The organism is Planomonospora alba (assembly GCF_039534085.1).
GTDB lineage: Bacteria > Actinomycetota > Actinomycetes > Streptosporangiales > Streptosporangiaceae > Planomonospora_B > Planomonospora_B alba.
In genome coordinates, this window is sequence record NZ_BAAAUT010000024.1 from 1 (window position 1) to 25,445 (window position 25,445).

General features: G+C 73.4%; 23 protein-coding genes and 1 pseudogene. 11 read left to right on the forward strand and 13 right to left on the reverse strand.

Translation table 11 applies throughout. The features are described from left to right. The 8 genes and pseudogenes from ABD823_RS15950 to lon form a co-directional block, all read right to left on the reverse strand. Positions 1 to 180: pseudogene (locus ABD823_RS15950) on the reverse strand (trypsin); the annotation flags it as partial. Between the two features lie 185 nt (positions 181 to 365). Further along, positions 366 to 1,901: an AMP-binding protein gene (locus ABD823_RS15955; protein WP_344860248.1), complete on the reverse strand. Its 1,536-nt coding sequence runs from the start codon at positions 1,899 to 1,901 to the stop codon at positions 366 to 368. A 187-nt stretch (positions 1,902 to 2,088) separates the two neighbouring features. Next, complete coding sequence (locus ABD823_RS15960; RefSeq protein WP_344860250.1) at positions 2,089 to 2,694, reverse strand: hypothetical protein; 606 nt, start codon at positions 2,692 to 2,694, stop codon at positions 2,089 to 2,091. A gap of 188 nt (positions 2,695 to 2,882) precedes the next feature. Next, on the reverse strand, positions 2,883 to 3,728 hold the full coding sequence (locus ABD823_RS15965; protein ID WP_344860252.1) for a MetQ/NlpA family ABC transporter substrate-binding protein: 846 nt from the start codon (positions 3,726 to 3,728) through the stop codon (positions 2,883 to 2,885). Between the two features lie 94 nt (positions 3,729 to 3,822). Next, a complete protein-coding gene (locus ABD823_RS15970; protein ID WP_344860253.1) occupies positions 3,823 to 4,479 on the reverse strand; it encodes a methionine ABC transporter permease in 657 nt (218 codons plus the stop codon). Then, complete coding sequence (locus ABD823_RS15975; protein ID WP_344860255.1) at positions 4,476 to 5,438, reverse strand: methionine ABC transporter ATP-binding protein; 963 nt, start codon at positions 5,436 to 5,438, stop codon at positions 4,476 to 4,478. The genes ABD823_RS15970 and ABD823_RS15975 overlap by 4 nt, the downstream gene beginning before the upstream one ends. Before the next feature lie 346 nt (positions 5,439 to 5,784). Then, positions 5,785 to 6,978, reverse strand: coding sequence for a cytochrome P450 (locus tag ABD823_RS15980; RefSeq protein ID WP_344860257.1), 1,194 nt, complete (start codon positions 6,976 to 6,978; stop codon positions 5,785 to 5,787). Positions 6,979 to 7,235: 257 nt separating this feature from the next. Then, positions 7,236 to 9,611: an endopeptidase La gene (gene lon / locus ABD823_RS15985; protein WP_344860259.1), complete on the reverse strand. Its 2,376-nt coding sequence runs from the start codon at positions 9,609 to 9,611 to the stop codon at positions 7,236 to 7,238. Positions 9,612 to 9,790: 179 nt separating this feature from the next. Between lon and ABD823_RS15990 the strand changes: the two genes are divergently transcribed. The 8 genes from ABD823_RS15990 (at position 9,791) to ABD823_RS16025 (ending at position 16,006) form a co-directional block, all read left to right on the forward strand. After that, entirely contained in the window at positions 9,791 to 11,185 is a 1,395-nt protein-coding gene (locus tag ABD823_RS15990; RefSeq protein WP_344860261.1) for a sensor histidine kinase, read from the forward strand. A gap of 30 nt (positions 11,186 to 11,215) precedes the next feature. Beyond that, a complete protein-coding gene (locus tag ABD823_RS15995; protein ID WP_344860262.1) occupies positions 11,216 to 11,881 on the forward strand; it encodes a response regulator in 666 nt (221 codons plus the stop codon). Positions 11,882 to 12,054: 173 nt separating this feature from the next. Beyond that, positions 12,055 to 12,708, forward strand: a complete 654-nt coding sequence (locus tag ABD823_RS16000) for a biliverdin-producing heme oxygenase (RefSeq protein ID WP_344860263.1) — start codon at positions 12,055 to 12,057, stop codon at positions 12,706 to 12,708. Positions 12,709 to 12,775: 67 nt separating this feature from the next. Beyond that, positions 12,776 to 13,441 (forward strand): TetR/AcrR family transcriptional regulator, encoded by a 666-nt coding sequence (locus ABD823_RS16005; RefSeq protein ID WP_344860265.1) that lies wholly within the window; start codon positions 12,776 to 12,778, stop codon positions 13,439 to 13,441. Positions 13,442 to 13,655: 214 nt separating this feature from the next. Continuing rightward, positions 13,656 to 13,853: a hypothetical protein gene (locus tag ABD823_RS16010; protein ID WP_344860267.1), complete on the forward strand. Its 198-nt coding sequence runs from the start codon at positions 13,656 to 13,658 to the stop codon at positions 13,851 to 13,853. A 348-nt stretch (positions 13,854 to 14,201) separates the two neighbouring features. Further along, positions 14,202 to 14,528, forward strand: a complete 327-nt coding sequence (locus tag ABD823_RS16015) for a hypothetical protein (protein WP_344860268.1) — start codon at positions 14,202 to 14,204, stop codon at positions 14,526 to 14,528. 17 nt (positions 14,529 to 14,545) lie between these two features. Then, complete coding sequence (locus ABD823_RS16020) at positions 14,546 to 15,583, forward strand: DUF6745 domain-containing protein (RefSeq protein ID WP_344860270.1); 1,038 nt, start codon at positions 14,546 to 14,548, stop codon at positions 15,581 to 15,583. A gap of 231 nt (positions 15,584 to 15,814) precedes the next feature. Beyond that, complete coding sequence (locus ABD823_RS16025) at positions 15,815 to 16,006, forward strand: hypothetical protein (protein WP_344860272.1); 192 nt, start codon at positions 15,815 to 15,817, stop codon at positions 16,004 to 16,006. Between the two features lie 371 nt (positions 16,007 to 16,377). On the opposite strand, the gene ABD823_RS16030 is transcribed toward ABD823_RS16025, so the two are convergent. Genes ABD823_RS16030 through ABD823_RS16050 form a run of 5 tightly spaced genes read right to left on the reverse strand, consistent with a single transcriptional unit; the run spans position 16,378 to position 21,784 of the window. Continuing rightward, positions 16,378 to 17,268 carry an STM4011 family radical SAM protein gene (locus tag ABD823_RS16030; protein WP_344860273.1) on the reverse strand — a complete coding sequence of 297 codons (891 nt, stop codon included), beginning with the start codon at positions 17,266 to 17,268 and terminating at the stop codon, positions 16,378 to 16,380. Next, on the reverse strand, positions 17,265 to 18,743 hold the full coding sequence (locus ABD823_RS16035; RefSeq protein WP_344860275.1) for an STM4012 family radical SAM protein: 1,479 nt from the start codon (positions 18,741 to 18,743) through the stop codon (positions 17,265 to 17,267). The genes ABD823_RS16030 and ABD823_RS16035 overlap by 4 nt, the downstream gene beginning before the upstream one ends. Continuing rightward, entirely contained in the window at positions 18,740 to 19,558 is an 819-nt protein-coding gene (locus tag ABD823_RS16040) for an STM4013/SEN3800 family hydrolase (RefSeq protein WP_344860415.1), read from the reverse strand. The genes ABD823_RS16035 and ABD823_RS16040 overlap by 4 nt, the downstream gene beginning before the upstream one ends. Before the next feature lie 14 nt (positions 19,559 to 19,572). Continuing rightward, positions 19,573 to 20,835, reverse strand: a complete 1,263-nt coding sequence (locus ABD823_RS16045) for an STM4014 family protein (RefSeq protein ID WP_344860276.1) — start codon at positions 20,833 to 20,835, stop codon at positions 19,573 to 19,575. Next, on the reverse strand, positions 20,816 to 21,784 hold the full coding sequence (locus ABD823_RS16050; RefSeq protein ID WP_344860277.1) for an STM4015 family protein: 969 nt from the start codon (positions 21,782 to 21,784) through the stop codon (positions 20,816 to 20,818). The genes ABD823_RS16045 and ABD823_RS16050 overlap by 20 nt, the downstream gene beginning before the upstream one ends. Positions 21,785 to 22,219: 435 nt before the next feature. On the opposite strand from ABD823_RS16050, the gene ABD823_RS16055 reads away from it, so the two are divergent. The 3 genes from ABD823_RS16055 (at position 22,220) to ABD823_RS16065 (ending at position 25,348) form a co-directional block, all read left to right on the forward strand. Beyond that, positions 22,220 to 23,113 carry a putative protein N(5)-glutamine methyltransferase gene (locus ABD823_RS16055; protein ID WP_344860279.1) on the forward strand — a complete coding sequence of 298 codons (894 nt, stop codon included), beginning with the start codon at positions 22,220 to 22,222 and terminating at the stop codon, positions 23,111 to 23,113. 270 nt (positions 23,114 to 23,383) lie between these two features. After that, complete coding sequence (locus ABD823_RS16060) at positions 23,384 to 23,599, forward strand: hypothetical protein (RefSeq protein ID WP_344860280.1); 216 nt, start codon at positions 23,384 to 23,386, stop codon at positions 23,597 to 23,599. A gap of 174 nt (positions 23,600 to 23,773) precedes the next feature. Then, a complete protein-coding gene (locus tag ABD823_RS16065) occupies positions 23,774 to 25,348 on the forward strand; it encodes a methyl-accepting chemotaxis protein (protein ID WP_344860281.1) in 1,575 nt (524 codons plus the stop codon). Positions 25,349 to 25,445: the final 97 nt, after the last annotated feature.

Below are 25,445 nucleotides of genomic sequence, written 5' to 3' on the forward strand. Positions count from 1 at the left end.
GGCCGGCTCCGGCGCCGGGACCGGGGCGGCGCCCGTCCCGGCGGCGCCCCCGGCCCGGACGCCGGGGAACCCGCCCGCGCGGGGCGGGACCGCGCCGAACTGGCTCCAGCCCTCGCCGCCGGACGCCGCCTCGGCCGGGGTGGTGCCCTGCTCGTTCTTCTTGTCGTCCATCTCGTCCATCCCCCAGGTGCTACGTCCCTCCGTGGACACCACGGCGACGACCGGTTTCCCCCGGTGCGTCCCATCCTGCGCGAGAGGGCGTAAGAGCTGGTTAAGGGCGTGATCGGGATGGTCCGCACCCCCTGACAGCGGCTTTATCCGCCGTGGTCAGGGGGTGCGGCGCGGCCTCGGCGGGACGGGAAAAATCATGGTTCGGCGGGCCAGTACTCGTCGCGGAGGAGCCGCTTGTAGAGCTTGCCCGTGGGATGCCGGGGAAGCTCCGGGCGGAAGTCGACCGACTTCGGGCACTTGTAGGCCGCGAGCCTGGAGCGGCAGTAGGCGATCAGCTCGGCCTCCAGCCCCGGCCCGGCCAGCTCCATGGAGACCGGCTCCACCACGGCCTTGACCTGCTCGCCCATCTCCTCGTCAGGCACGCCGATGACCGCCACGTCGGCCACCTCGGGGTGGACGGCGAGCACGTTCTCGGCCTCCTGGGGGTAGATGTTCACCCCGCCCGAGATGATCATGTAGGAGCGCCGGTCGGTGAGGTAGAGGAAGCCCTCCTCGTCGAGGTAGCCGATGTCGCCCAGGGTCGTCCAGCCCCGGCCCTGCGGGTCCCGGGACGCCTGCGTCTTGGCCTCGTCGCCGTGGTAGACGAACGCCGGCCCCTTGTCGAAGTAGACCGTGCCGTGCTCGCCCGGCGGCAGCTCGTCGCCGTTCTCGTCGCAGATGTGCACCACGCCGAGGAGCGGCCGGCCCACGGTGCCCTTGTGCGCCAGCCAGTCCTGCGGGCCGGCGTAGAGGAATCCGTTGCCCTCGGTCCCCGCGTAGTACTCGTGGACGATCGGGCCCCACCAGTCGATCATCCGCTCCTTGACCGGGACCGGGCAGGGCGCCGCGGCGTGGATCGCGCACGTCAGCGAGGACAGGTCGTACTTCGCCCGGGTCTCCTCCGGGAGCTTGAGCATCTTGATGAACATCGTCGGCACCCACTGGGAGTGCGTCACGCCGTACCGCTCGATGAGCGCGAGCGCCTGCTCGGCGTCGAAGCGCTCCATCACCACGACGGTCGCGCCCAGGCGCTGGAAGCTCATGCAGTAGCGCAGGGGGGCGGCGTGGTACAGCGGCGCCGGGGAGAGGTAGACGCTCTCGGCCGACGGGGCGAACAGGAACTGGATGAGCTGGAGCAGCGGGCCCGGCTCGTCGAGGGGGGCCATGCTCAGGGCCGGCTTGACACCCTTGGGGCGGCCGGTGGTGCCGGAGGAGTAGAGCATGTCGGCGCCCTGGCACTCGTCCTCGACGGGCGTCACCGGGTGGGCGGCGACCGCATCCTCGTAGGAGGCGAAGCCGGGGGCGGTGCCGTCCAGCATGAGCCTGGCCTCGACCCGGGGGGTGGCCTCGGTGATCGAGGTGGCGACGCCGGCGAGCGCGGCGGAGGAGATGAAGACCCTGGCCTCGCAGTTGTCCACGATGTAGGCCAGCTCCTCGGTCGTGAGCCGGGAGCTGATCGCGGTGTAGTAGAGGCCCGAGCGGTGCGCCGCCCAGGCCACCGCCAGGAAGAGCGGGTGGTTCTCCAGCATGAAGGCGACGTGGTCGCCGGGGCGCAGGCCCGCGGCGCGGAAGAGGTGGGCGAGGCGGTTGGACTCCTCGTCCAGCTCGCGGTAGGTGACGACCCTCCCGGAGCCCGCCATGATCACAGCGGGCTTGCCGGGCGAAACTGCTGCGATGGCTCCCGGATGCATAACCGAACGCTACTCGGTTCGATGATCCCCGGGAAGTGCTCACTTACCCGTCATCGTGGTAGGGACATCAAGAAGACGGGAGGATCGGGCGGCGGACGGCGCAGCCCCCGCACGGAAAAGGGCCGCGACCCCCCGGGGAGGTCGCGGCCCGCTTCACCGGCCGCCGCAGGACGGCGCCGTCGCGCCGTCAGGAGTGGCTGTAGATCTCGTGCCAGCCGGCGTAGCCCTTGGGCCCGTGGTGGTTGCCGCGGCCGACCTTGACGTAGATCGCCTCGGCGTTCTCACCGCTGAAGGAGTGGTACTCCGTGCCCTTGCCGCAGTTCCTGGCGCTCTCGAAGGAGACCGAGCCGTCGAAGCCCACGATCCGGAAGGTCTCCCACGCGCAGCGGTACTTCGGGTCGCCCCACCACTTGTAGTTGGTGAGCTTGCTGTTGACGGTGTAGTGGTAGGTGTGCTCCCACTTCCAGACCCACTTCTTCTTCCAGGTCTTGATCCAGGAGCACTTCTTCTTGCCGTCCTTCCACCAGCACTTCTTGACGGTCACCGGATACTTCTTCCAGTAACCCTTCTTCTCCGACTTCTTGTGGACCTTGACCGTGCCCGAGGCCTTGGCCTTGTGGTCACCGGAGAAGTAGGGGCCCCAGTGGTCGAAGGAGGAGGACGAGGCGCCCGCGGGAGAAGTGGTGTGGGTGTTGACCGGCTCGGCGGCCGATGCACTGGCGGCGACCGGGGCGCCCACCGCGAGGAGGGTGGCCGCGCCGGCGCCGACGAGGATACGGGTGGCGATTCGCATCTGAGGGGTCCTCTCGGGAATGAGGATTTCTTGACGCTCCCTTTGTAGGTCCCGGCGATTGCCACCCGCTTACAGCCCGCTTAAACGGCGAGGTCGCGCCGGAGATCCGATAAGCGGTTTTTCCCGATATATCGGTTCACCGCGAAAAAGGATCACCGGCGCGGCCTCGCCGCCTCCCGCCCCGTTTCTCAGCCGGCGTTCGCGGCGATGACGGAGCCGCCGTAGGTGCGCTCGATGTACTGCTTCACCTCGGCCCCGCCCAGCAGCTTGGCGAGCTTGACCACGCGCGGGTCCTGCTCCTGGCCGGCCTTCACGACCAGCCCGTTGGCGTAGGGGTTGCCCTCGGCCTTCTCCAGCACCAGCGCGTCGGAGGCCGGCTTGAGGTCCGCCTCGATCGCGTAGTTGCCGTTGATGACGGCGGCGTCCACGTCCTCCAGGGAGCGGGGCAGCTGCGCGGCCTCCAGCGGCTGGAACTTCAGGTTCTTCGGGTTGCCGGTGACGTCCCGCTCGGTGGCGGCGGTGCCGACGCCCTCCTTCAGGGTGACCACGCCGTTGTCGGCCAGCAGCTTCAGCGCCCGGCCGAGGTTGGTGGCGTCGTTGGGCACCGCGACGGTCGCGCCGTCGGCGAGCTCGGTCACGGCCTTGATCTTCTTGGAGTACAGGCCCAGCGGCTCCAGGTGCACGTCCTGGACGTAGACCAGCTTGGTGCCCTTGGAGGAGTTGAAGTCGTCGAGGTACGGCCGGTGCTGGAAGAAGTTGGCGCCGAGCTGCCCCTCCTCGAGCTGCACGTTCGGCTGCACGTAGTCGGTGAACTCGACGATCTCCAGGTTCAGGCCCTCGGCGGCGGCGAGCTCGTCCTTGACGAACTTCAGGATCTGCCCGTGCGGGACGGGGCTGACGCCGACCTTGAGCACCTCGCCCGCGGCGGGCGCGGCGGACGTGCTCTCGGCGGCGTCGGATCCGGTCGAGCCGCAGGCCGCCAGCGACAGGACGAGGGCGGTGGCGGCGGACGCGACGGCGAACAGCTTTCGCACTGTGCGCTCCTTGATCTCGATATAAAACATGGTTAATTGATAGGAATTATATGAATAATGCCGGCGGCGGGACGCCAGGGGGGGTGGCGGGCGCTCAGCGGCGCGAGAGCCTGCGGGCGACGGCGTCGCCCAGCATCTGCACGAGCTGCACGATGACGACCAGCGCGACGACCGTGACGATCATGAGTGTGGTCTCGAAGCGCTGGTAGCCGTAGCGGATGGCCAGGTCGCCGAGGCCGCCGCCGCCGATCGCCCCGGCCATCGCCGAGTAGGAGATCAGCGCGACCACGGTGACGGTGAGCCCCGCCACCAGGCCGGGCATCGCCTCGGGGAGCAGGACCTTGCCCACGATGGTCCACCGGCCGGCGCCCATGGCCTGGGCGGCCTGGACCGTCTCCCGGTCGACCTCGCGCAGCGCCGTCTCCACCAGCCGGGCGAAGAACGGCGCCGCCCCGAGGGTGAGCGGGACGACGGTGGCGGCCGTGCCGATGGTGGTGCCCACGATGAGCCTGGTCAGCGGGATCACCGCGATCATCAGGATGATGAAGGGCAGCGACCGGCCGATGTTGACGAGCAGGCCGAGCACCCGGTTCAGCACCCGGGACGGCAGCAGCCCGCCGTCGTCGGTGACGACCAGCGCGACGCCGAGCGGCAGCCCGAACAGCACCGTGAACAGCGTGGACACCAGGACCATCTGCGCGGTCTGCCCGGTGGCCTCCCACAGCAGGGGGCCCATCTCCTCCCACGTCATGCCGCCACCTCCACCAGCAGGCCGCGCTCGGCCAGGTAGCCGAGGGCCGCCTCGCGCTCGCCGCCGGTCAGGTGCACCCGCAGCCGCCCGGCGGAGATCCCGGCCACCTCCTCCACGGCGCCGCCGAGGATGTTCACGTCGACGTCGAACCTGCGCACGATCTCCGAGACCACCGGCTCGTCGGCGCGCCCGGTGAAGGTGATCGTGACGTTCCCGGGCTCGGGCGCGGGCAGCGGGAACAGCTCCGCGGCGAGCCGGGAGCCGGGACGCGCGACGAGCTCGGGGATGGTCCCGGACTCCTCGACCCGGCCGTCGCGCATGACGGCCACCGAGTCGCAGATCCCCTTGACGACGTGCATCTCGTGGGTGATCAGCAGGATGGTCAGCCCCAGCTCGCGGTTGAGGCTCTTCAGCAGGGCCAGGATCGACTGCGTGGTGGCCGGGTCGAGCGCCGAGGTGGCCTCGTCCGACAGCAGCACCGCCGGGTTGCCGGCCAGCGCGCGGGCGATGCCGACCCGCTGCTTCTGCCCGCCGGACAGCTGCGCCGGGTGCGCCCCGGCCTTGTCGGCCAGTCCGACCAGCTCCAGCAGCTCGGCGACCCGCCGGGCCCGCTCGGCCCGCCCGACGCCCATCACCTCCAGGGGGAAGGCGACGTTCCCGGCGACCGTGCGGGACGACAGCAGCGCGAAGTGCTGGTGGATCATCCCGATCCGGCGGCGGGCGCGGCGCAGCTCGGCCTCGCCCAGCGCGGTCAGCTCCTGCCCGGCCACCCGGACCGTCCCCGCGGTGGGCCGCTCCAGCAGGTTCACGCAGCGCAGCAGCGTGCTCTTGCCCGCACCGCTCTGCCCGAGCACGCCGTAGATCTCACCCTCGCGGACGCGCAGGTCCACGCCCTCCAGCGCGACGACCTCGCGCCCCCGGTCCCGGTAGACCTTGCGCAGGCCCGACACCTCGATCACAACACTTCTCCCCAACACGACCGGCCATCAGCGACGGAAAAACCTCAGGCGGGTGCGGCTAGCGCGTGCCGGGATGGAAGGGCAGGTGGCTCAGACGGCGCAGGACAAGGGTGTCCGCGGGGCAGCTCATGATCGCAGGGCCTTCTTCGACGGGGGGAGGGACGGGAGGGGCGGGACTTCAGAGTGCGCGGGGCGTCCCTGAGCCCCCGCGCATCCGGCGCATTCGCACGCCACGACAGGCGGCCCGGCCCTGCTGCTGGGTCGCCTCGGTGTCGTGTGCCGCGTTCATGTCGGCGGTAACACGCCCCTCATGTCACTTCATTCCCGTCACATCCTGTGATACCGGTCACATCCGGAGCCGGACCGGCATCTCCTTGATCGAGTTGACGAAGTTGGAGCGGAGCCGCCGGGCCGTACCGGCCGGGGCGATGCCGGGGGCGCGCTCGGCCAGGACCTCGAAGAGCACCCGCACCTCCATGCGGGCCAGGTGGGCGCCGAGGCAGAAGTGCGGGCCGCCCCCGCCGAAGCCGATGTGCGGGTTGGGGTCGCGGCCGATGTCGAAGACGTCGGCGTCCGGGAAGACGTCGGCGTCGCGGTTGCCCGACGGGTAGTAGAGCACCACCTTGTCCCCCGCCGGGATCGTCTTGCCGCCGAGCTCGGTCTCGGTCAGCGTCGTGCGGCGCATGGTGACCACCGGCGACACCCAGCGCACGACCTCGTCGGGGAGGGTGCGCAGCAGCGACCGGTCCGCCAGCAGCCGCTCCCACTGCTCCGGGTGGTCGAAGAACGCCTGCAGCCCGCCGGAGGCGGCGTTGCGGGTCGTCTCGTTGCCCGCGACGGCCAGCAGCACCACGAACACGCCGAGGGCGAGGTCGTCCATGCCGGAGCCGTCCTCGCCGGAGGCGACCAGCTTGCTGACGATGTCGTCGCGCGGCTCGGCGCGCCGCTGCGCGCCGAGCGCGACGGCGTAGTTGATCAGCTCGAAGATCGGCTCGGTGTCCTGGGTGGCGAAGTCGGGGTCGTCGGCGCCGATGAGCGCGTTCGACCAGGTGAAGACCTTCTCCCGGTCCTCGGCCGGGGCGCCGAGCAGCTCGCAGATCACGTACAGCGGGAGCGGGGCGGCGATGTCGGCGACGAAGTCCACCGTGCCGCGGGCCAGCGCGGCGTCGACGAGCTCCCGGCAGATGTCGCGGATGTGCTCCTCCAGCTTGCCGATCATCCTGGGCGTGAAGCCCCGGTTGACGACGGCGCGCGTGGCGGTGTGCTCGGGCGGGTCCTGGAAGAGCATCATCAGCCGGTTACGGGACAGCTGCTCCTCGGTCGGGTCGGGGACCATGACACCGCCCGCGGCCGAGGAGAAGACCTCCGGGCGGCGGGAGACGTACTGGATGTCGGCGTGGCGCATCACCGCCCAGAAGCCGGGACCGCCGGGCTCGGCGTGCCGGTGGACGGGGTCACCGGAGCGGAGCCGGGCGTACCGGTCCCAGGGCATGCCGGCCTCGTACAGCGAGGGGTCGTAGATGTCGGTCTCAGGGCTCATGGGATGTTCTCCGCTCGGTTCGCGTCCGCCGACCAAGATTCTTTCAACTCCCCGGCCCGGACGGGACTCCGTACGGCAAATCGTGATCTTCCCGGCGGTCCTGTACGGCCGCCGCCTCCCGGCTCCCCCCGGCGGGTACGGCCCCGGGCGCCGCACCGGGCACGGCCCCCGACGCGGCGCGGCCCGCGCTCCCCCCTCATGGAGCGCGGGCCGCGGGAGGCGGACCCGGCGCAGGCCGGCTCCGCCCCGTCCGGGGGTCAGGCCGCCGCGGGCTCGGCGACCTTCGCCGGGGTGAGGGCGATCTCGAGGACCTCCCGCACGTCGCTCACCGTGTGGATGGTGAGCTCCTCGCGCACGGACTCGGGGACGTCGTCGAGGTCGGGCTCGTTGCGGGCCGGGATCAGCACCGTGGTGATGCCCGCCCGGTGGGCGGCCAGCAGCTTCTGCTTGACCCCGCCGATCGGCAGCACCCGGCCGGTGAGGGAGACCTCGCCGGTCATCGCCACGTCCGCGCGGACCGGGCGGCCCGACAGCAGCGAGGCCAGGGCCGTGGTCATGGTGATGCCCGCGGAGGGGCCGTCCTTGGGGACCGCGCCGGCCGGGAAGTGGATGTGCACCGAGCGGTCCTTGAGCGAGGCGACCGGCAGCTCCAGCTCCGCGCCGCGCGAGCGCAGGTAGGAGAGCGCGATCTGCGCCGACTCCTTCATCACGTCGCCGAGCTGGCCGGTCAGGGTCAGCCCGGTGGGGCCGGTCTCCGGGTCGGCCAGCGACGCCTCCACGTAGAGGACGTCGCCGCCCGCGCCGGTGACCGCCAGGCCGGTGGCCACGCCCGGCACCGCCGTACGCTGGCGGGACTCCGGCAGCGAGGACTCCGGGACGTGCCGCGGCCGGCCGAGGTAGGCGACCAGGTCGTCCGCGGCCACCGTCACCGGCAGCCCGGCCTCGCCGAGCGCCGCCTGCGCGGCGACCTTGCGCAGGACCCGGGCGATCGAGCGCTCCAGGGAGCGGACCCCGGCCTCCCGGGTGTACTCCCCCGCGATGCGGCGCAGCGCGTCGTCGCCGACCGCGACGTCCTCGGCGGTCAGCCCGGCCTTCTCCAGCTGGCGCGGGAGCAGGTGGTCGCGGGCGATCGCGACCTTCTCGTCCTCGGTGTAGCCGTCGAGCGTGACGACCTCCATGCGGTCCAGCAGCGGGCCGGGGATCGCCTCCAGCACGTTGGCGGTCGCCAGGAAGAGCACGTCGGACAGGTCGAGCTCGACCTCCAGGTAGTGGTCGCGGAAGGTGTGGTTCTGCGCGGGGTCGAGCACCTCCAGCAGCGCCGCGGTCGGGTCGCCCCGGTAGTCGGAGCCGACCTTGTCGATCTCGTCGAGGAGCACCACGGGGTTCATCGAGCCGGCCTCGCGGATCGCCCGGACGATCCGGCCGGGCAGCGCGCCGACGTAGGTGCGGCGGTGGCCGCGGATCTCGGCCTCGTCACGCACGCCGCCGAGGGCGACCCGGACGAACTTGCGGCCCATCGCGCGGGCGACGGACTCGCCGAGGGAGGTCTTGCCGACCCCGGGAGGGCCGGCCAGGGCGAGCACGGCGCCGCTGCGCCGCCCGCCCACCGCGCCGAGGCCCTTGGCGGCGCGGCGGCCCCGGACGGCGAGGTACTCGATGATGCGGTCCTTGACGTCGTCGAGACCGGTGTGGTCGGCGTCGAGGACCTCGCGGGCCGCGGCGATGTCGTAGGAGTCCTCGGTCCGGGTGTTCCACGGGATGTCGAGGACGGTGTCGAGCCAGGTGCGGATCCAGCCGGTCTCGGGGGACTGGTCGGAGGTCCGCTCCAGCTTGGCGACCTCCTTGAGCGCGGCCTCGCGCACCTTCTCGGGCAGGTCGGCGGCCTCGACGCGGGCGCGGTAGTCCTCCTCCTCGGTCTCCGGGGAGGAGCCGTTGAGCTCGGCCAGCTCCTTGCGGACCGCGGCGAGCTGCTGGCGGAGCAGGAACTCGCGCTGCTGCTTCTCCATGCCCTCCTGGACGTCCTTGCGGATCGTCTCGGCCACGTCCAGCTCGGCCAGGTGCTCGCGGGACCACTCGATCAGCATCGCCAGGCGCTCGGCCGGGTCGGCGGTCTGGAGGATCTCGACCTTGCGCGCGGTGGTGAGCCAGGGCGCGTAGCCGGAGTTGTCAGCCAGCAGCGACGGGTCGTCCATCTGGTTGAGCGCGTCGACCACCTGCCAGGCGCCCCGCTTCTGCAGGATCGTGGTGGCCAGCGCCTTGTACTCCCTGGCGAGCTCCTGGGCGCGCTCGCCCGCCTCGACGGGGTCGATCCTGCTCGCCTGCACCCACAGCGCCGCGCCGGGGCCGGTGGTGCCGGCGCCCACGCGGATCCGGTCGACGCCGCGCACCACGGCCACGGGCTCGCCGCCGGGCAGCCTGCCGATCTGCTCCACGACCGCCCGGACGCCGACGGCGCCGTAGTGCCCGTCGATCCGCGGGACGAGGAGGACCTCGGGGGTGTTCTCGTCGAGGGCCCGGGCCGCGTCGATCGCGGCCCTGACCTCGTTCGCCGACAGGTTCAGGGGGACCACCATGCCCGGCAGCACGACCTCGTCGTCGAGCGGAAGGACCGGGAGGTTCAAGCTCTCACTCATCTGCGCTCCATGGGGTTGAGTTATACCGACTCAATTAACAGGAGCCTCCGAATGTTCCCGGACTTGAGTCTTTTCGCTGTGAGCGATCGTAATCCTGTAATCATCACCCCGTGGAGGGACGCGGCGAGCCCCTCCACGGGGTGATGCGGGGCGATGATCACCGTCCCTAGACTGGCCGGATGACCTCCCCTCCCGCCCCGCGGGACCGGGCCCGCAGCCCGCTGGCCCGGCTGGCGCACGCGCTCGCCGCCGCGCTGTGGAAAGGCAGGGCCGACCCTCCGCATCCCCGCTCCCGGTGGCTGGCCCCCCGCGTGCCGGGCTTCCTGGGACTGCTCCCGTTCCGCACGGTCGACCTGGTCCTGCTGGCCGACCTCGTGCTGGCCTTCATCCTGTTCAGCGCCGTGCAGTCGATGCTGTGGAGCGACACGGCGCACCTGCCGGAGCCGCTGGGCTGGGGGGAGATCCAGTTCGCCGCCGCCTGCTCCGCGCTCCCGCTGGCGCTGCGCGACCGCCTCCCCCTGGCGGCCTGGCGGCTCGCCGCGGTGCTGACCCCGGCGGGGGTCCTCACCCGTCTGCAGGCCCTGGACACGCCTTACTCCACCGACACCGTGATCTCGTACCTGCTTGTCGTCTACGCGGTCGCGGTCCGCTGCGAGCGGCACGTCACCATCGGCGTGTGGCTCTTCTCCGCCGCCGGCGTGTGGTTCGTCCAGGTGCAGAGCGACCAGACCGGCGTGACCGTCGTCGGCATGGGCCTGGTGACCGCGGCCGTCCTGCTCGGCTACAACGTCCGGGCCAGGCGCACCGCGGTCAGGCGTCTGGTCGAGGAGGAACGGCGCAGCGAACGGGCGCTGGCCGGGCAGGCCGTGCTGGAGGAGCGGGCCAGGATCGCCCGGGAGCTGCACGACATCGTGGCCCACCACATGTCGGTGATCGCCATCCAGGCGGAGGCCGTGCCGCTGAGGGCGCGCGGGGACGCGCGGCTGCTGGAGGAGGGGCTGGCGGAGATCCGCGCGCTCTCCCTGACCGCCATGAACGAGATGCGGCGGGTCCTGGGCGTGCTGCGCGACGCCGACGGGGCGCGCGACACCGCGCCGCAGCCGGGGCTCGGCCGGCTGGAGGAGCTGCTCGCCACCGCGCGCTCGGCCGGGCTCGCCGTGACGCCCAGGCTCGGCGGCGGCCTGACCGGGCTGCCCGAGGCGGTGAGTCTGTCGGCCTACCGGATCGTGCAGGAGTCGCTGAGCAACGCGATGCGGCACGCGCCCGGCTCGGCCGTCACGGTGGAGATCCGCAGGTCCGCCGACGAGCTGCACATCCACGTGGCGAACGGCACCGCCGGACGCCCGGCCGCCGGGCCGGGCCCGCGTGCCGGCTCCGGCTCCGGCTCCGGCTCCGGCTCCGGCTCCGGCTCCGGCTCCGAAAAAGCGTCCCCGCACGCGGGGCACGGCCTGATCGGCATGCGGGAGCGGGCGGCCGTGCTCGGCGGGCGGCTCTGGGCCGGACCGGTGGGCAACGGGTTCGCCGTCACCGCCATACTGCCGATCACACAGGACGAGCCGGCGGCCACGGTCTGACGGCCTCAATCCCCCCATTGGAGGCGATCGGTGACGATCCGGGTGCTCATCGCGGACGACCAGGGCATGGTGCGGACGGGCTTCACCGTCTTCCTCGGCGCCCAGCCGGACATGGAGGTCGTGGGCGAGGCCGCCGACGGCCGCGAGGCCGTGGCGCGGACGGCGGAGCTCCGGCCCGACGTCGTGCTGATGGACGTGCGCATGCCCGTCATGGACGGCCTGGCCGCGACGCGGGAGATCCTCTCCTCCGGACAGTACGGCGAGCACGCCCCGAAGATCCTGATCCTGACCACCTTCGACCTCGACGACTACGTCTACGAGGCGCTGCGGGCCGGGGCCAGCGGGTTCCTGCTCAAGGACGCCTCCGCGCAGCAGCTGGCCGAGGCCGTCCGGGTGGTGGCGGCCGGGGAGGCGCTGCTGGCGCCCTCGGTGACCCGGCGGCTCATCGCGGAGTTCGCCCGGGTCGGGCCGAGCCGCCCGCGCGTGCGGCCGGGCGACATCACCGAGCGGGAGACCGAGGTGCTCGCCCTCGTCGCCCGCGGCCTGTCCAACCAGGAGATCGCCGCCGAGCTCGTGCTGTCCGAGCAGACCGTCAAGACGCACGTGGGCCGGATCCTGGCCAAGCTCGGCCTGCGCGACCGGGCGCAGGCGATCGTGTACGCCTACGAGACCGGCGTGGTCCGCCCCGGCGACTGACTCCCGGCCCCGTCCGGGCCCGCGCCCGCGGCTCCGGAGCGGGACGGCGGGCGGGGAGGCTCCGGCCCTCCGGGAGCCGCGTTTTGACGACAAGGTGTCGTCATCGTCTTGACGCGCGGCCGGATTCTTTGTGACACTCCGTCATGAAAACACCTCTTCGATACGGAGTGATCATGAGCGAGGCGCCGTTCTCCGAAGCGCTCAGGAGCGCCACCTGGAGCGACCACTCCTCGGCCGAGGACGGCGCCTACCTCACGGCCCTGATGGCCGGGAGGCTCGGCCCCGAGGCCTACGGCGAGCTGGTGGCCCAGCACTACTTCGCCTACGTCGCGCTCGACGGCGTCTCCCGGGCGCTCGCCGGGGACCCGGTCGCCGGGCCGTTCGTCGTCCCCGAGCTCTACCGCGAGGAAGCACTGGTCCGCGACCTGGAGACGATCTACGGCCCCGGCTGGGCCGACCGGATCGAGCCCTCCGCGCCGACCCGCGCCCTGGTCGCCCGGATCGAGCGGACCGCCGGCTGGCCGGGCGGCTACGTCGCCCACCACTACACCCGCTACATGGGCGACCTGTCCGGCGGGCAGTTCATCCGGATGGAGCTGGAGAAGATCTACGGCTACGGCCCGGGCGGCGGCGTCGACTTCTACCGCTTCGACCGGATCGGCAGCCTGCCCAGGTTCAAGAACGCCTACCGCGCCCGGCTGGACGCCCTGCCCGTGGACGAGGCCGAGAAGCAGCGCATCATCCGCGAGACCAAGCTCGCCTACCGGCTCAACACCGAGGTCCTGGCCGACCTCGGCCGGGTGGTGCGGACCGAGCCCGCCGCCTGACCGCGCCGCGCACGGCGGCCCCGGCGGCTCCCCCGCCGCCCGGCCCGCCGTGTGCGACCATGGGTCCATGCCCCGCATCTCGGCCGCGACGATCGGCGAGCACCGCGCCCAGACCCGGGACCGCATCCTGCAGGCGGTCTCGCGGCTCTCCCGCGACCAGGGCATCGACGCCATCTCGATGACCGACGTGGCGAGCGAGGCGGGCATCACCCGGACCGTCCTGTACAACTACTTCCCCGACAAGGCCGCGCTGCTGCTGGCCTTCACCGAGCGGGTGACGCAGTACTTCATCGAGGCCTACGAGCGGGAGCTGCCCGAGGACGCCTCGCCCGCCGAGCGGCTGCGGGTGTTCGTCCGGCTCCAGCTCGACGGGCTGCTCGCCCACCCCCACCCCGGTCCCGCCGACCTGTCGGCGGCCCTGGGGCCGGACGCCTACCAGCGCCTGGCCGAGCACGTCGCGCCGATGCAGCGCATCCTGACCGGCATCCTCGACACCGGCGTGGCCTCGGGTGACTTCCAGGCCCCCGACGTGACCGCCACCGCCCGGATCATCCTCGCCGTCATCGGCGCCGAGCGGCTGCCGCTGCTCGGCGGCACGGTGACGGTGCAGGAGGCCGAGGAGATCGTCTCCGGCTTCGTGCTCCGCGCGCTGGGCGCCCGGCCGGAGCCCGGTGCCGTCACGCGACCGGCGGACGCCGCGGACCGAGGGCCGGCAACCGGAACGACCGGATAAACCCGGAATGCATTTCATACGCCGCCGAAGCGGAGAATGCGGCGGCGAACACCAAACAATCATCGCCATCCTTTGATCAAACATGGCGTTCGTTCGCTGAAACGGCACCTCCGATACGGGATGCTTGTTCGCGGCCACGGGCGGCCGGCCGGACGCGGTCCGCCGCCGGGGCCGCAGAGAGTTCCCCGTTCCGTTCCCATGGAGGAAGAACATCATGATCCGTCGTATTCTCGTCGGCGCGGCCATCGCAGGTCTCGCGGGCGTCGGCGCCCTGGCCGTCGCCGGCACCGCTTCGGCGGGCGACTACGGCTACGGCCACGGCCCGTCCCTGACCTACGTCAACGACGGCAACCACAACGAGGTCCTGAACGACCTCCTCGACCTGGCGCTCCTCGGCATCATCGAGAACTGACCTTCCACAGAGGCGATGACGCGCCCGGCGCCGTCGCCCCGGAGATGATTCACCCTGGATATTCCTGCTAGTCGGAAATAGTCGCGATGTGAATCGTCCGGAAACCGGGACACCGCCTTCCTGACAAGGCACCATCCCCTGTCCGGGGGAAACTTCTGGTGAGTCGCTCGTTGGAGAAGCGGCCCCGCGGCCACGGCCGCCGGGCCGCTTTCTTCGTTTTCTCCGCGTTCCGCCGGTCCCGTCCTCCCGCCGGGAGGAACCGCGCCACCGGGCCCCGGGAACTGTCGGTGACTGCGGCTAGCTTCTGATCGACCTCGGACCGCGAGGTCGGATCGCGAGGAGCCAGCCATGTACCGCCAAGGTGACATCCTGATCGTGCCCGTCCCCGAGGACGCCGTGCCCGAGACCGTCCGCGCCTCCCCCTCCGCGCCGCGCGACGCGGGCGGCCGCCTGGTGCTGGCCCTGGGCGAGGCCACCGGCCACGCCCACGCCGTCGTCGGCCCCGGCACCCTGATCCGGTCCCCGCGCCCGGCGGACCCCGACTTCCTGCACCTGCCCTCCGGCGGCCGTGTCGTCCACGAGGAGCACGCCGCGATCCCCCTGCCCAGGGGCTGGTACCGGGTGCGGCGCCAGCGCGAGTACGTCCCCGGCGCCTTCCGCGTCGTCGCCGACTGATCCGGGGGCCCGCCGAGATGACCGTCACCGTCACCGTCGGACTCTCCGACGCCCTGACCGCCGCGGCCCGCCGCTGGGAGGAGATCGCCTTCCGGTCCGGACCGGCCGACCGCCCCGAGGCCGAGGCCGGCGTACGGCTCGCCTACCGCAGCGCCGGGCTGGCCGAGCCCGAAGAGATCGTCTGGGTCGGCTCGCCGCTCGCCGGCGCCCGGCTCGCCACCGCGCCCGGCCTGGGCGAGCCGGTCCGCGAGCGGGTGCGGACCCGGCCGTGGGAGCGGGCCAGGGCCGCCGTGCACGCCTCGCTCGGCACCGCGGACTGGCCGCTGGCCTGGACGCTGACCGGCGGCCGGCTCTGGGGACCGGTCAACGACCTGGCCGCCCGGATCCGCCGGGACATCGCCGCCGCGGAGGAGGACGAGGGGGCCGGGGCCGCGCTGCGCGCCGCGACGCTGGACGCCGTGCTGGGCCAGCAGGACGCGCCGTGGCTGTCGCTGTTCGACGCCCTGGAGCGGCCGGAGACCGAGGGGCTGGCCCGGGTCGCCCGCTCGGCGGGCTGGTGGTGGCCGTTCGAGCGGGTGGCCGTCGTCTGCGAACGCCCCGCCGAACTGCACCTCGACGCGCTCTCCCGCCTGCACCGCGCCGACGGGCCGGCGCTGCTGTTCCCCGACGGCTTCGCGGCGCACGCCTGGGGCGGCATGCCGGTCCCGGCCGGGTTCTCCGCCGCCATGGCGGCCCTCACGCCGGAGCGCATCCGCGCCGAGCGGAACGCCGAGCTGCGCCGGGTGATGCTGGAGCACTTCGGCTACGACCGCTACCTGTCCGAGTCGGGCGCGGCCCCGGTGCACCGGGACGAGACGGGCGTGCTGTGGCGGATCGACCTGCCCGACGACGAGCCGGTGGTGATGGTCGAGGTGGTCAACTCCACCGCCGAGCCCGACGGCACCTTCCGGAAGTACTGGCTGCGCGTCCCGCCCGCCACCCGCACCGCCCGGGCGGGCGTCGCCTGGACCTTCGGCCTGTCCGAGACCGACTACCGCCCCGAGCGGGAGACCTGACCCGGCGCGCGGTACGGCGGGGCCCACCGGACGGCGGGCACCACCCGGACGGCGCACTCAAAACAGTGAGGACCGCCAAAAAAGCATCACCAGAGCTTGGTCGAACACGGCGGGAGTTCACCGAACCGGAGTCCACGGGAAAGCGATGCTTGTTCACGACGAGCGGCCGCCGGAAAGACCGGCCGCGGAGTCACCGATCAACTCCGTTTCTTTCCCATGGAGGAAAAACCCATGATCCGTCGCATTCTCGCCGGTGCGGCCATCGCAGGCATCGCGACCCTGGCCACGACCGGACCGGCCATGGCCGGCGACTGGGACTACGGCAGGGGCTATGGCGACTTCACCTACATCGACAAGAGCAACCACAACGAGGTCCTGAACGACCTCATCGACATCGCCGTCCTCGGCATCATCGCCAACTGACCGGGGAGGCGGCGCCTCCGGTCTCCCGCACCGCGCGCCGCCGGACCCCACCCGTCCCGGCCGGCTCCACCGGCCGGAAACGGCCGGGACACGCATCGCCGAAAACGAGGGGCCGCCTTCCCGCGGGAACACCCCCGTTTCGGGGAAACTTCTGAGGAACGCTGGGCAGAGCGGTTCCGCGGCCTTTCCGGGCCGCGGGGCCGCTCTTTCCGCGCCTCCCCTTCCCTCCGCGCTCTCCGCGTTTCCCCTCCTCCCGCGGCTTCCCCTCCTCCCCTGCTTCCGCTGCTTTCCCGCGCCGCACCGGAGACGTCCCGCCTCGCCCCTCCCCGCGGCGGGGAGCGGCCCGGCGTCCCCCTCCGCACCGGGCCGGGTCAGCGGCCGTGCCCGTGCGGGATGCGCTCCAGGACGCCCCCGGCGAACACGTCGTACAGGCCGGTCGGCTCCAGGTGCACGTATCCGATGTGGCAGTCGCACAGCGCCGCCGGGCATGGCCGGGCCCGGCGGCGGAACGTCCCGTCGTAGATGTTGCCGAGCACCGCCGGGACGAAGTGGCAGCGCCGCACGGTGCCGTCGCCGTCCACGGAGACGACGCTGTCACCCGTACGGCAGGCCTGCCCGGCACTGCGGTGCGGGAAGCGGCTGTAGGGGAAGAGCGGGTCGAGCGCCGTCCAGTCGGCCGCCTCGGCGTCGGTGTAGACGTGGCCCTCGGCGGCGTTCACCCACAGGTACACCTCCGGCGGCAGGTCGGCCCGGAGCCTGCGGGCGTGGCCGAGGTGCCCGGGCAGCCCGACGACGCCGACGCTGAACCGCACCCCCCGCCCGGTCAGGTCGCGGCACCTGCCGAGGAAGCGCTCGTAGGCGACCTGGCCCGGATGGTAGGTCGCCCAGAGGGCGAGCGTGTCCAGGTCCGCCTCGGCCAGCCAGTCCGTGCGGCTGCTGAGGTTGGTCTGGATGGCGACCCGGCGGACGTGCGGCATGCGGCTGAGCTCCACCATCGCCCGGCGGTACCAGGACCGCACCAGGCCCTCCCCCCAGGGGGTGAACAGCACCGACACCTCGTGGGCCCGGGTGGCCGCCCAGCCGGTGAAGCGCTCCAGCGCGGCCCGGTCGGCCCGCAGCCGCTCGGGACTGTCGCGGCGCTTGGCGAACGGGCAGTACGGGCAGTCGTAGTCGCAGCTGGCCAGCGGTCCCCGGTAGAGGATCGTCAGGTGCTCGCGGTCGCCGGGCTCCGCTCCGCCCGGCGCGAGCAGGCCGGTGCTCACCGGGCCTCGTACTGCGCCATGAGCTCGCGGACCCGGCCGGAGAAGAGCGCCGGGCCGATCGCGTCGGAGCGCGCGAGGCCCTCGGCGGTCAGCCGGAGCCGCCCGGCGCCCGCCTGCTCCAGCCAGCCCCGCTCGGCCAGGCGTGCCAGCTCCTCGGCGAAGTCCTCCGCCGCCCCGGTGCCGAACCGGTCGCGGTAGCCCGCCTCGTCCAGCCCTTCGGCCCGCAGCAGCGACTGGAGCAGGTGGCGGCGGCGCCGCTCCTCGCCGTCCAGCCGGAACCCCACGTTGGCGACCCCGAACTCCTGCGGCGCCAGCCGCACGTAGTCGTCGATGATGGCGCGCACCTGGCCGGCGGCCACCGCGTACTCGTAGGAGTAGTGGAGGCGGGAGGTGTAGGAGCGCGCCCCGCAGCCGAGGCCGACCATGCCGTCGCGCTGGCAGCAGTACTCGGCGCCGCCGCTCCCGGAGCCCGCCCCGGCGGCGCCCGCTCCGGGCAGCCGGAACATCCGCATCGACACCTGCTCGTATCCGGCGGCCAGCAGGTGGTCGCGGCCCTGCCGGTAGAGGGCGAGCCGGTGGTCGTCCCAGTCGCGCGCGCGGCGGCCGAGGCCGGTGAGCGGGCGCACGTACAGCGGGTAGAGGTAGAGCTCCTCCGGCTCCCACTCCAGCGCGGCCTCCAGGGAGCGGCGCCACGTCCGCTCGGTCTGCCCGTCGATGCCGTAGATCAGGTCGAGGTTGAGCGTCCCGAACCCCGCCTCCCTGATCCGGCCGAGCGCCGCGGTGACCTCGGCCCGTTTCTGCGGCCGGACCGCGGCGCGGACCTCGGCGTCGACGAAGCTCTGCACGCCGATGGAGATCCGGGTGGTGCCCCGCTCGGCCAGCACCGCGAGCCGGTCGGCGGTCGCGGTGGCCGGCGAGGTCTCCACCGACAGGGGTACGGCCCGCAGGTCCACCCCCATGGTCCGCTCGGTGAGGTCGAGGAGCCGGGTGAGCTCGCCCGCGCTCAGGTAGGTCGGCGTGCCGCCGCCGATCGCCGCGGTGACGAACCTCGGGGAGTCCAGGGCTCCGGCCACGGCGCGCGCCTGGCGCTCCAGGGCGTCGAGGTAGGCCGTGACGAGCTCCCCGGGCGCGCCGGTCCGGGTGAACAGGTTGCAGAACCCGCAGCGCATCTCGCAGAACGGGATGTGCAGGTAGAGGAAGAGGCTGTCCTGCGGCTCGTCCGCCCACACCTCGCGGAGCGGCGGGCGCGGCTCCAGCGGCCGGTAGGCGGTCTTGTGCGGGTAGGCGTACACGTATCCCTGGTAGGGGCCCGCGTCCAGGAGGGCTCCGGGCCCGCCGGGCTCCCGGCCGCGCCGTCCCGCCGACCGGCCGGTCTCCGCCGGGGAGGCGCTCCCCCTGCGCCCCGGGCCCGCCGGGGTCATCGGGGTCATCGCGGACGCCGGGCTCGCCGGGGTCGTCGGGGTCGTCGGGATCACCGCCACCCTCCCTGTTCGAGTTCGAACTCTCCGTAGGGCACGGTCCAGACCACCTCGTGGCCGATCCTGTGCCCGGTGTATCCGTCTTCGCCGTAGGCGGTGCCGTGGTCGGAGCAGACGACGGCGAAACCCGGCCGCCTCTCGCTGACCAGCGCGAACAGCCTGCCGATGTGCCGGTCGACGTACTCCAGCGCGGCGGCGTGGCTCGCCGGGCCGTCCCCGTGCCCGGGACTCGCGCCGGGCAGGTGGAACCAGTTCGGCTGGTGCAGCGCCGCGACGTTGACGAACAGGAACACCGGCCCGTCGCCGCGCGCCGCCGCCCGCGCCACGGCCCGCTCCGCGCACGCGACCTGCTCCTCGAACGAGGTGGGGGAGGTCACCCCGAACTCCGGGGCCCAGTGGCTCTCGGCGAACCTGCCCGGCAGCACCGACCCCAGGGGGGTGAGCTTGTTGAAGAAGCCCACGCCGCCCACGCAGATCGTGTGGTAGCCCGCCGCCGCCAGTCCCGTCGGCAGGTCGGGGGCGTCGAACACCCACGTGCCGTCCGCCGTGGTCTCGCTGCCGGGGAACGTCGCCGCGAACAGCCGGGGGTGCGGTCCCGGCGCGACCGGGGTCGGCAGGAATCCGGCGAGGATCGCGGCGTGCGCGGCGTAGGTGAAGCTGCCGGGGCTGTGCCTCCGCTCCCACCGGCCTCCGGGCAGGGCCCGCGCGAGATTGGGCAGCCGCCCCGCCCGGACCAGCTCGTCGGCCACGTCGTAGCGGAGTGTGTCGAGCGTGACCAGCAGCAGGTCGTGGCTCCCCACGACCGCGTTCATGTCCCGCACCGCGCTCACCTCTCCCCGCCGCGTCCTGCCCGTGCCGGAACGGCCGGCGCGGGGACCGGCACCGCCGGAACGGCCGGCGCGGGGACCGGCACCGCCGGAACGGCCGGCGCGGGGACGGCCGCGGCGGAGGGGAGCGGGCGGGCGGCCCCGGGCCGCCGGCCGTGCCGGGCGAGGAGCGCCCTCACCTGGGTCCCGTAGGTGTCCAGGTCCTCCGCGCCGCTCCCCGGGAACCCGGTCAGCCGGGGCAGCAGGTCCCCGAAGGCGTTGACCTCGGCCACCGCGACACTCCGCCAGTCGGCGCCGACCATCAGGTCGACGCCGACGGCCGGGCTCCCGGGGAAGCACGCCGCCGCCCGCGCGCACGCGTCGAGCGCCCGCTCCCAGCCCCGCTCGCCGAGCCGTCCCCGGACCGCTCCGAGGTCGCCGCGGACGCCGCCCAGGTGCAGGTTCGTCATGGGCGTACGGCTGGCCCGCACGACCGCGTGGGTGGGGACGCCGTCCACGACCACCACCCGCAGGTCGAACACGCGCCCGGCCAGACCCGCCTTGGGGAACCAGCGCTCGACGTGGAGCCCGTCCCCCGCCAGCCGGTCGACGATCACCGCCAGCTCGGTCTCGCCGTAGGAGCGCACCCGCAGCGAGTTGTGCAGCCCGCCGGGGGACACCTCCACCGACGTGACCCCCCTGACCCGGCTCCCGGCCGCGTGCAGGGCGATGATCCCGGAGGCCGAGGAGCCGTGCGCGGGCTTGACGAACACGCGGGCCCATCCCGCCCGCGCCATCCGCTCGCGCAGCGCGGCGTAACCCTCGACCGGCCCGGGCAGCGCCGGCGGCACCGGCACCCCGGCCGCGGCCAGCCGCGCGTGGCAGAGCCGCTTGTCGAACATGACCGCGATCTCGTCGGGGTCGCCGAGCAGCACCGCGCCGGGGGTGCGCCGTACGGCCCGGCGGATGCGGGCCGTCCCTGCGGTGAAGGCCGCCTGCCAGCGCGCGCCCCCGCCCACCCGGGACGGCTCGCCGGGCCCGCGCAGCAGCGCGTCGGCCTCGGGGTCCTCGCCGGGCGAGTCGATCCGCACGAGCGCCCCGGGCTCCAGCCGGATCTCCTCGCCCCGCAGCACCCGCGTCCACGGGACCACCCGGGGCGCGCGCAGGCCGTACCGGGCGCAGGCGTCGGCGAACATCGTCACCCGCCGGTCCCCGGGCGTGCCGACGACCGCCAGGGGCGGGGCTCCCGCGGGCGCCCCGGCCTCACTCGGCGACGGCGACATAGCGCCACTCCTCGTCGGGCTCCTCCTTCTCCGACAGGTCGACCGTGACGCCGGGCAGGGCCCGGCGGATCCGCTCGGCCATGGCGTCGCTCAGGTAGTGGTGGTGCAGGTCGAGGAGCGCCAGGTGGGTCAGCGGCTGGCCCGACAGCAGCGCCTCGGCGCCCTCGTCGGTCAGGGTGCCCATCGACAGCGCGAGGGCCTCCAGCCGCGCCACGACCGGCGCCGCCGCCACCGCCGCCGCGATCTCGTCCTGGATCTCGCTGTCCTGCAGCCCCAGGCGGCGCAGCGCGGGCAGCCGCTCCCCGGACAGGACGCCCTCCAGGTCCGCCACGGTGGCGTCCCCGCCGTAGTCCGAGACCCCCAGCCACAGCTCCAGGTGCTCCAGCGCGGGGAACTCCGAGGCGCCGACCGCCCGGACGACCTCGGCGGGCAGGCCCCCGCTCTCGAAGCGCAGGACCTTGAGCGCCTCGTGGCGGACGGGCCGCAGCCGCAGGCCGCTGCCGCCCCTGACCTCCAGCCGCTCCAGCCGCGGGAACGCCTCCAGCAGCGGGGTGACGTCGGCCTGCCGGATCCAGGAGATCTCGCACCGCTCCGACGGCATGTCTCCCAGGAACAGTGCCCTGAGCTCGGGGAACGCGGCGGCCTTGCCGGCCAGCGCGGCGACGACGTGGTCGGCGCTCTTCTCGTAGGCGTCCTCCCACTCCCCCACGACGAGCGCGCGGACCCGGGTGGTGTCGACGTGCTCGGTGAAGTGCGCGAACCGGGACTCGAAGCGGCCGTCGGGACCGTATCCGTACCCGTATCCGCGCACGACCCATGCCGCCTCGCCGGGGGGCGGCTGCTCCGTGCCGGGGCCGTAGGCCTCGCCCAGCGGCAGCCCGGCGTAACCGCTGCGGTGGCTCTCCAGGTCGGGCGGGAAGACCCCGTCGACGCCGTCGAAGATGTTCATCTGCGGATCCTCCGTGCGCGTGTGCTCCTGCGTCCGGCCCCATCGCGCTGGCGGAGACGGTCGCCGTCGTGCCCTGCCGTCCATCCGGCCGCCGCCCGCGTGACGGACCCGCCGTGTCCGTCCGCGGCCCCTGTCGGGCGAGATGTGATGGCCCCTGTTCCTACCAGAGATCGCCGACATTTCGTCATCGGCGCGGCGGGCGGTGCGCGCCGCCGGTCCGGTCTCCACCGGAGCGACGGCCGCACGGCCCGGCCCGCCGGGGTGTTTGCGCGGCGGGATCCGGCTCGGATAGCGTTTCGACCCGGCAGTGATCGACTCGAGGAGGTGGGACCCATCAGCGCCAGGTCAGGCAGGGTGCTCCCGCCTCGCGGCCCCGCGATCCGCCCGGTCTAGGGGGCGGGGGAGCACCGTCGGCACCGTCGGAAGGCTCTCTCGTTGACTTCTCCGTCCTCTCTCCCCCTGTCCGCCGTCGTCACCAGGCTCCGGGCCGCCGGCTGCGTCTTCGCCGAGGACGAGGCGCATCTGATCGTCACCACGGCGCGGACCCCGGCCGACCTCGCCGCCATGGTGGAGCGGCGCGCCGCCGGCCTCCCCCTGGAGCACGTCCTCGGCTGGGCGGAGTTCTGCGGCCTGCGGATGACCGTGGAGCCCGGGGTCTTCGTGCCCCGCCGCCGCACCGAGTTCCTCGTCCGCCGGGCCGTCGCCCTGGCCCGCCGCTCCGCCGCGGGCTCCCCGGACCGGCCCCCCTCCCGGCCGCCGGTCGTCGTCGTGGACCTGTGCTGCGGCTCGGGCGCGGTGGGTGCCGCGCTGGCCGCCGCCCTGGGCCGGGCCGAGCTGCACGCGACCGACATCGACCCCGCCGCGGTGCGGTGCGCCCGCCGCAACCTCGCCGCCGCCGGCGGCCTGGTGCACCGGGGCGACCTGTACGCGCCGCTGCCCGCCGCGCTGCGGGGCCGCGTCGGCCTGCTGGTCGCCAGCACGCCGTACGTGCCCAGCGAGGCGATCGGGTTGCTGCCCGCGGAGGCCCGCCTGCACGAGCCCCGGGTGGCGCTCGACGGCGGCGCGGACGGGCTCGACGTCGTGCGGCGGGTGGCCGCCGAGGCGCCGCGCTGGCTGGCGCCGGACGGCTTCCTGCTGGTCGAGACAGGCAGGCACCAGGCGGAGCGGGCCGCGGAGATCGTCTCCCGCAGCGGCCTGGTGCCGGAGGTGGCCGTCTCCGACGAGCTGGACGCCACCGTCGTCATCGGCACCGTCGTCGTCGTCGCCGTCGTCGACGCCGTCGGCACCGGCCCGCGGTCCGGGCCGGATCCGGGGCCCGCCCGGCCCTGAAGCCGCCGGTCCCGGACCGGCCGGGCGGCGCCGCCGTACGGGGACCGCCGCGGTCCCCGTACGGCGCCGCCCGCGTGTCCGCGCGGTCCGCCCCTCGGCGGTCCGGGCGCCGGCGGCGTGCGGGCGGCCTCCCACACGGCGGCGACCGCTCCCCGGCGTGGCGAAGGCCCGGGACGCCTTCCCGTATATGGGCTCTGACCTGTGGGTATGTGGTGAGGGGAATCGGCTGCGGAGGTCGTTTCCCGTTGCCGAGCCCGGAAGGGGATGCGGATGACCGAGGTGCGAGGTTCCCTGCGGTGCGGGACGTGCGGGGAGACGAACCTGAAGATCCTGCGCTTCACGCCCGCCGACGCGGACGCTCCGGAGGGGGGAGCCCCGCCGCACGTCTACTACCACTGCTTCAACTGCGGCGGCGAGGGAGAGACGCCCGTGGATCCCGGGTGGTCCCCGCCGCCGGAGGCGCCGCAGGGGCCCCCGTTGGAGTGAGCGGGCCCCGCGCGGCGGCGGGGTGGGCGGGCCGTCGTCCGCCGGAGGCGGCGCGGCGTGCCCGGCTCCGGCGGGTCCCGGTCCGGTCGGCGACGTCCGGCGCGTTCCGCTCAGCAGCCGTGGTTCTCTGCCGATGGGGTGGTCACTCACATCTGCGAACATCGGGAGAAACCTGTGATACGGCTGTCCGACCTCGGGGTCGCGAAACGGCTGGGGCTCATCGTCGCCGTCGGCATGCTCAGTCTCGGCACCGTCTCCACCATCGGCATCGTGAGCCAGAACCGGCTCAGCGACCAGGCCGAGCTGGTCAGCGCCCTGAATACCGCCACCGGGATGCTCAACCACCTCGACACCCGCGAGGCCGAGCTGAAGGTCGACGCCTACCTCGCCGTGATCGGTGACGACGTGGACGAACTGGCCACCGAAGTGCCCGAGGACGTGGAGACCGTCAACGAGGCCGTGGCCCGGTTCGACGCGCTGACGCTGCCGGCCGACCTGGAGGCGAAGTTCGAGGAGGTGCGCCGCAACGTCGAGCCGATGAACCGGTTCATCCTCGACTTCGTCGCCCAGGCCCAGAGCGACCCCACCGCCGCCCGCGCTCGGATGAGCGAGGTCGACGTGCAGAACGACGCGCTCATCGACACCCCGATGGACGCGCTGAAGGAGGCGCTCGTCCCCCGCACCGAGCAGGCGCAGGCCGAGCTGCACGACATGGTCGCATCCACGCGGACGCTCTCCCTGGTGATCACCCTCATCGCCGCGGTGCTGCTCGTGCTGCTGTCCGTCCCGCTGGTGCGGTCGATCATCCGGCCGATCGAGCGGGTGGGGCGGGCCGTCGCGGCCCTGGCCGCCGGTGACCTCACCAGCCGGTCGGGAGTGGACAGCAAGGACGAGCTGGGCCGGATGGCCGCAGGACTGGACCAGGCGATCGAGTCGCTGCGCGCGTCACTGCGCCAGATCTCCGGGAACGCGGCCACGCTGGCCGACGCCTCGACGGGCCTGACCACCGTGGCCGGTGACATCGCCGGCGCGGCGAACGACGCCGACGCCCGCACCCGGGCCGCGTCCGCGCAGTCGGAGGAGGTCTCCCGGCACGTGCAGATGGTGGCGGCCGGCTCGGAGGAGATGGGGCTGTCGATCAAGGAGATCGCGCAGAGCACCGACGAGGCGGCGCGGATCGCCGGCTCGGCGGTGACCGAGGCGGAGCGGGCCACCCGGACGATCGCCGCCCTGGGCGAGTCGTCGGTCCAGATCGGCCAGGTGCTGAAGCTGATCACGTCGATCGCCGAGCAGACCAACCTCCTCGCCCTGAACGCCACCATCGAGGCGGCCCGCGCCGGCGAGATGGGCAAGGGCTTCGCCGTGGTCGCCGGCGAGGTCAAGGAGCTGGCCCAGGAGACCGCCAAGGCCACCGACGACATCAGCACCCGGGTCGCGGCGATCCAGCGCGACACCGAGGGCGCGGTCGAGGTGATCGACCGGATCAGCGAGGTGATCGCGAAGATCAACGAGTACCAGACGACGATCGCCAGCGCGGTGGAGCAGCAGACCGCCACCACCCAGGAGATGAGCCGCGGGATCGCGGACGCCGCGGCGGGCTCCGACCGGATCGCCAGGGACATCGCCGAGGTGGCCTCGGCCAGCGACCAGTCGCTGCAGGGGATGCGCCAGGCCGAGCAGGCCAGCGGCGAGGTCGCCCGGACGGCCGACGAGCTGCGGGCGCTGGTCGGCCGGTTCCGGCTGGACTGAGTCCGGCCGGGAAACGACGGGAGCCCGCCGTCTCCCCCACGGAGGCGGCGGGCTCCCGTGCCGCCGCACAGGCCCGGGAGGCGACGCTCCAAGGGGC

Coding starts and splice junctions, on each gene's coding strand:
- ABD823_RS16010 (WP_344860267.1), top strand. CDS start 13,656: ATGATCCGTCGTATTCTCGTCGGCGCGGCCATCGCAGGTCTCGCGGGC.
- lon (WP_344860259.1), bottom strand. CDS start 9,611: ATGAGTGAGAGCTTGAACCTCCCGGTCCTTCCGCTCGACGACGAGGTC.
- ABD823_RS16025 (WP_344860272.1), top strand. CDS start 15,815: ATGATCCGTCGCATTCTCGCCGGTGCGGCCATCGCAGGCATCGCGACC.
- ABD823_RS16005 (WP_344860265.1), top strand. CDS start 12,776: ATGCCCCGCATCTCGGCCGCGACGATCGGCGAGCACCGCGCCCAGACC.
- ABD823_RS15970 (WP_344860253.1), bottom strand. CDS start 4,479: ATGACGTGGGAGGAGATGGGCCCCCTGCTGTGGGAGGCCACCGGGCAG.
- ABD823_RS15990 (WP_344860261.1), top strand. CDS start 9,791: ATGACCTCCCCTCCCGCCCCGCGGGACCGGGCCCGCAGCCCGCTGGCC.
- ABD823_RS16050 (WP_344860277.1), bottom strand. CDS start 21,784: ATGAACATCTTCGACGGCGTCGACGGGGTCTTCCCGCCCGACCTGGAG.
- ABD823_RS16060 (WP_344860280.1), top strand. CDS start 23,384: ATGACCGAGGTGCGAGGTTCCCTGCGGTGCGGGACGTGCGGGGAGACG.
- ABD823_RS15960 (WP_344860250.1), bottom strand. CDS start 2,694: ATGCGAATCGCCACCCGTATCCTCGTCGGCGCCGGCGCGGCCACCCTC.
- ABD823_RS15980 (WP_344860257.1), bottom strand. CDS start 6,978: ATGAGCCCTGAGACCGACATCTACGACCCCTCGCTGTACGAGGCCGGC.
- ABD823_RS16015 (WP_344860268.1), top strand. CDS start 14,202: ATGTACCGCCAAGGTGACATCCTGATCGTGCCCGTCCCCGAGGACGCC.
- ABD823_RS16040 (WP_344860415.1), bottom strand. CDS start 19,558: ATGAACGCGGTCGTGGGGAGCCACGACCTGCTGCTGGTCACGCTCGAC.
- ABD823_RS16000 (WP_344860263.1), top strand. CDS start 12,055: ATGAGCGAGGCGCCGTTCTCCGAAGCGCTCAGGAGCGCCACCTGGAGC.
- ABD823_RS16045 (WP_344860276.1), bottom strand. CDS start 20,835: ATGTCGCCGTCGCCGAGTGAGGCCGGGGCGCCCGCGGGAGCCCCGCCC.
- ABD823_RS16020 (WP_344860270.1), top strand. CDS start 14,546: ATGACCGTCACCGTCACCGTCGGACTCTCCGACGCCCTGACCGCCGCG.
- ABD823_RS15955 (WP_344860248.1), bottom strand. CDS start 1,901: ATGCATCCGGGAGCCATCGCAGCAGTTTCGCCCGGCAAGCCCGCTGTG.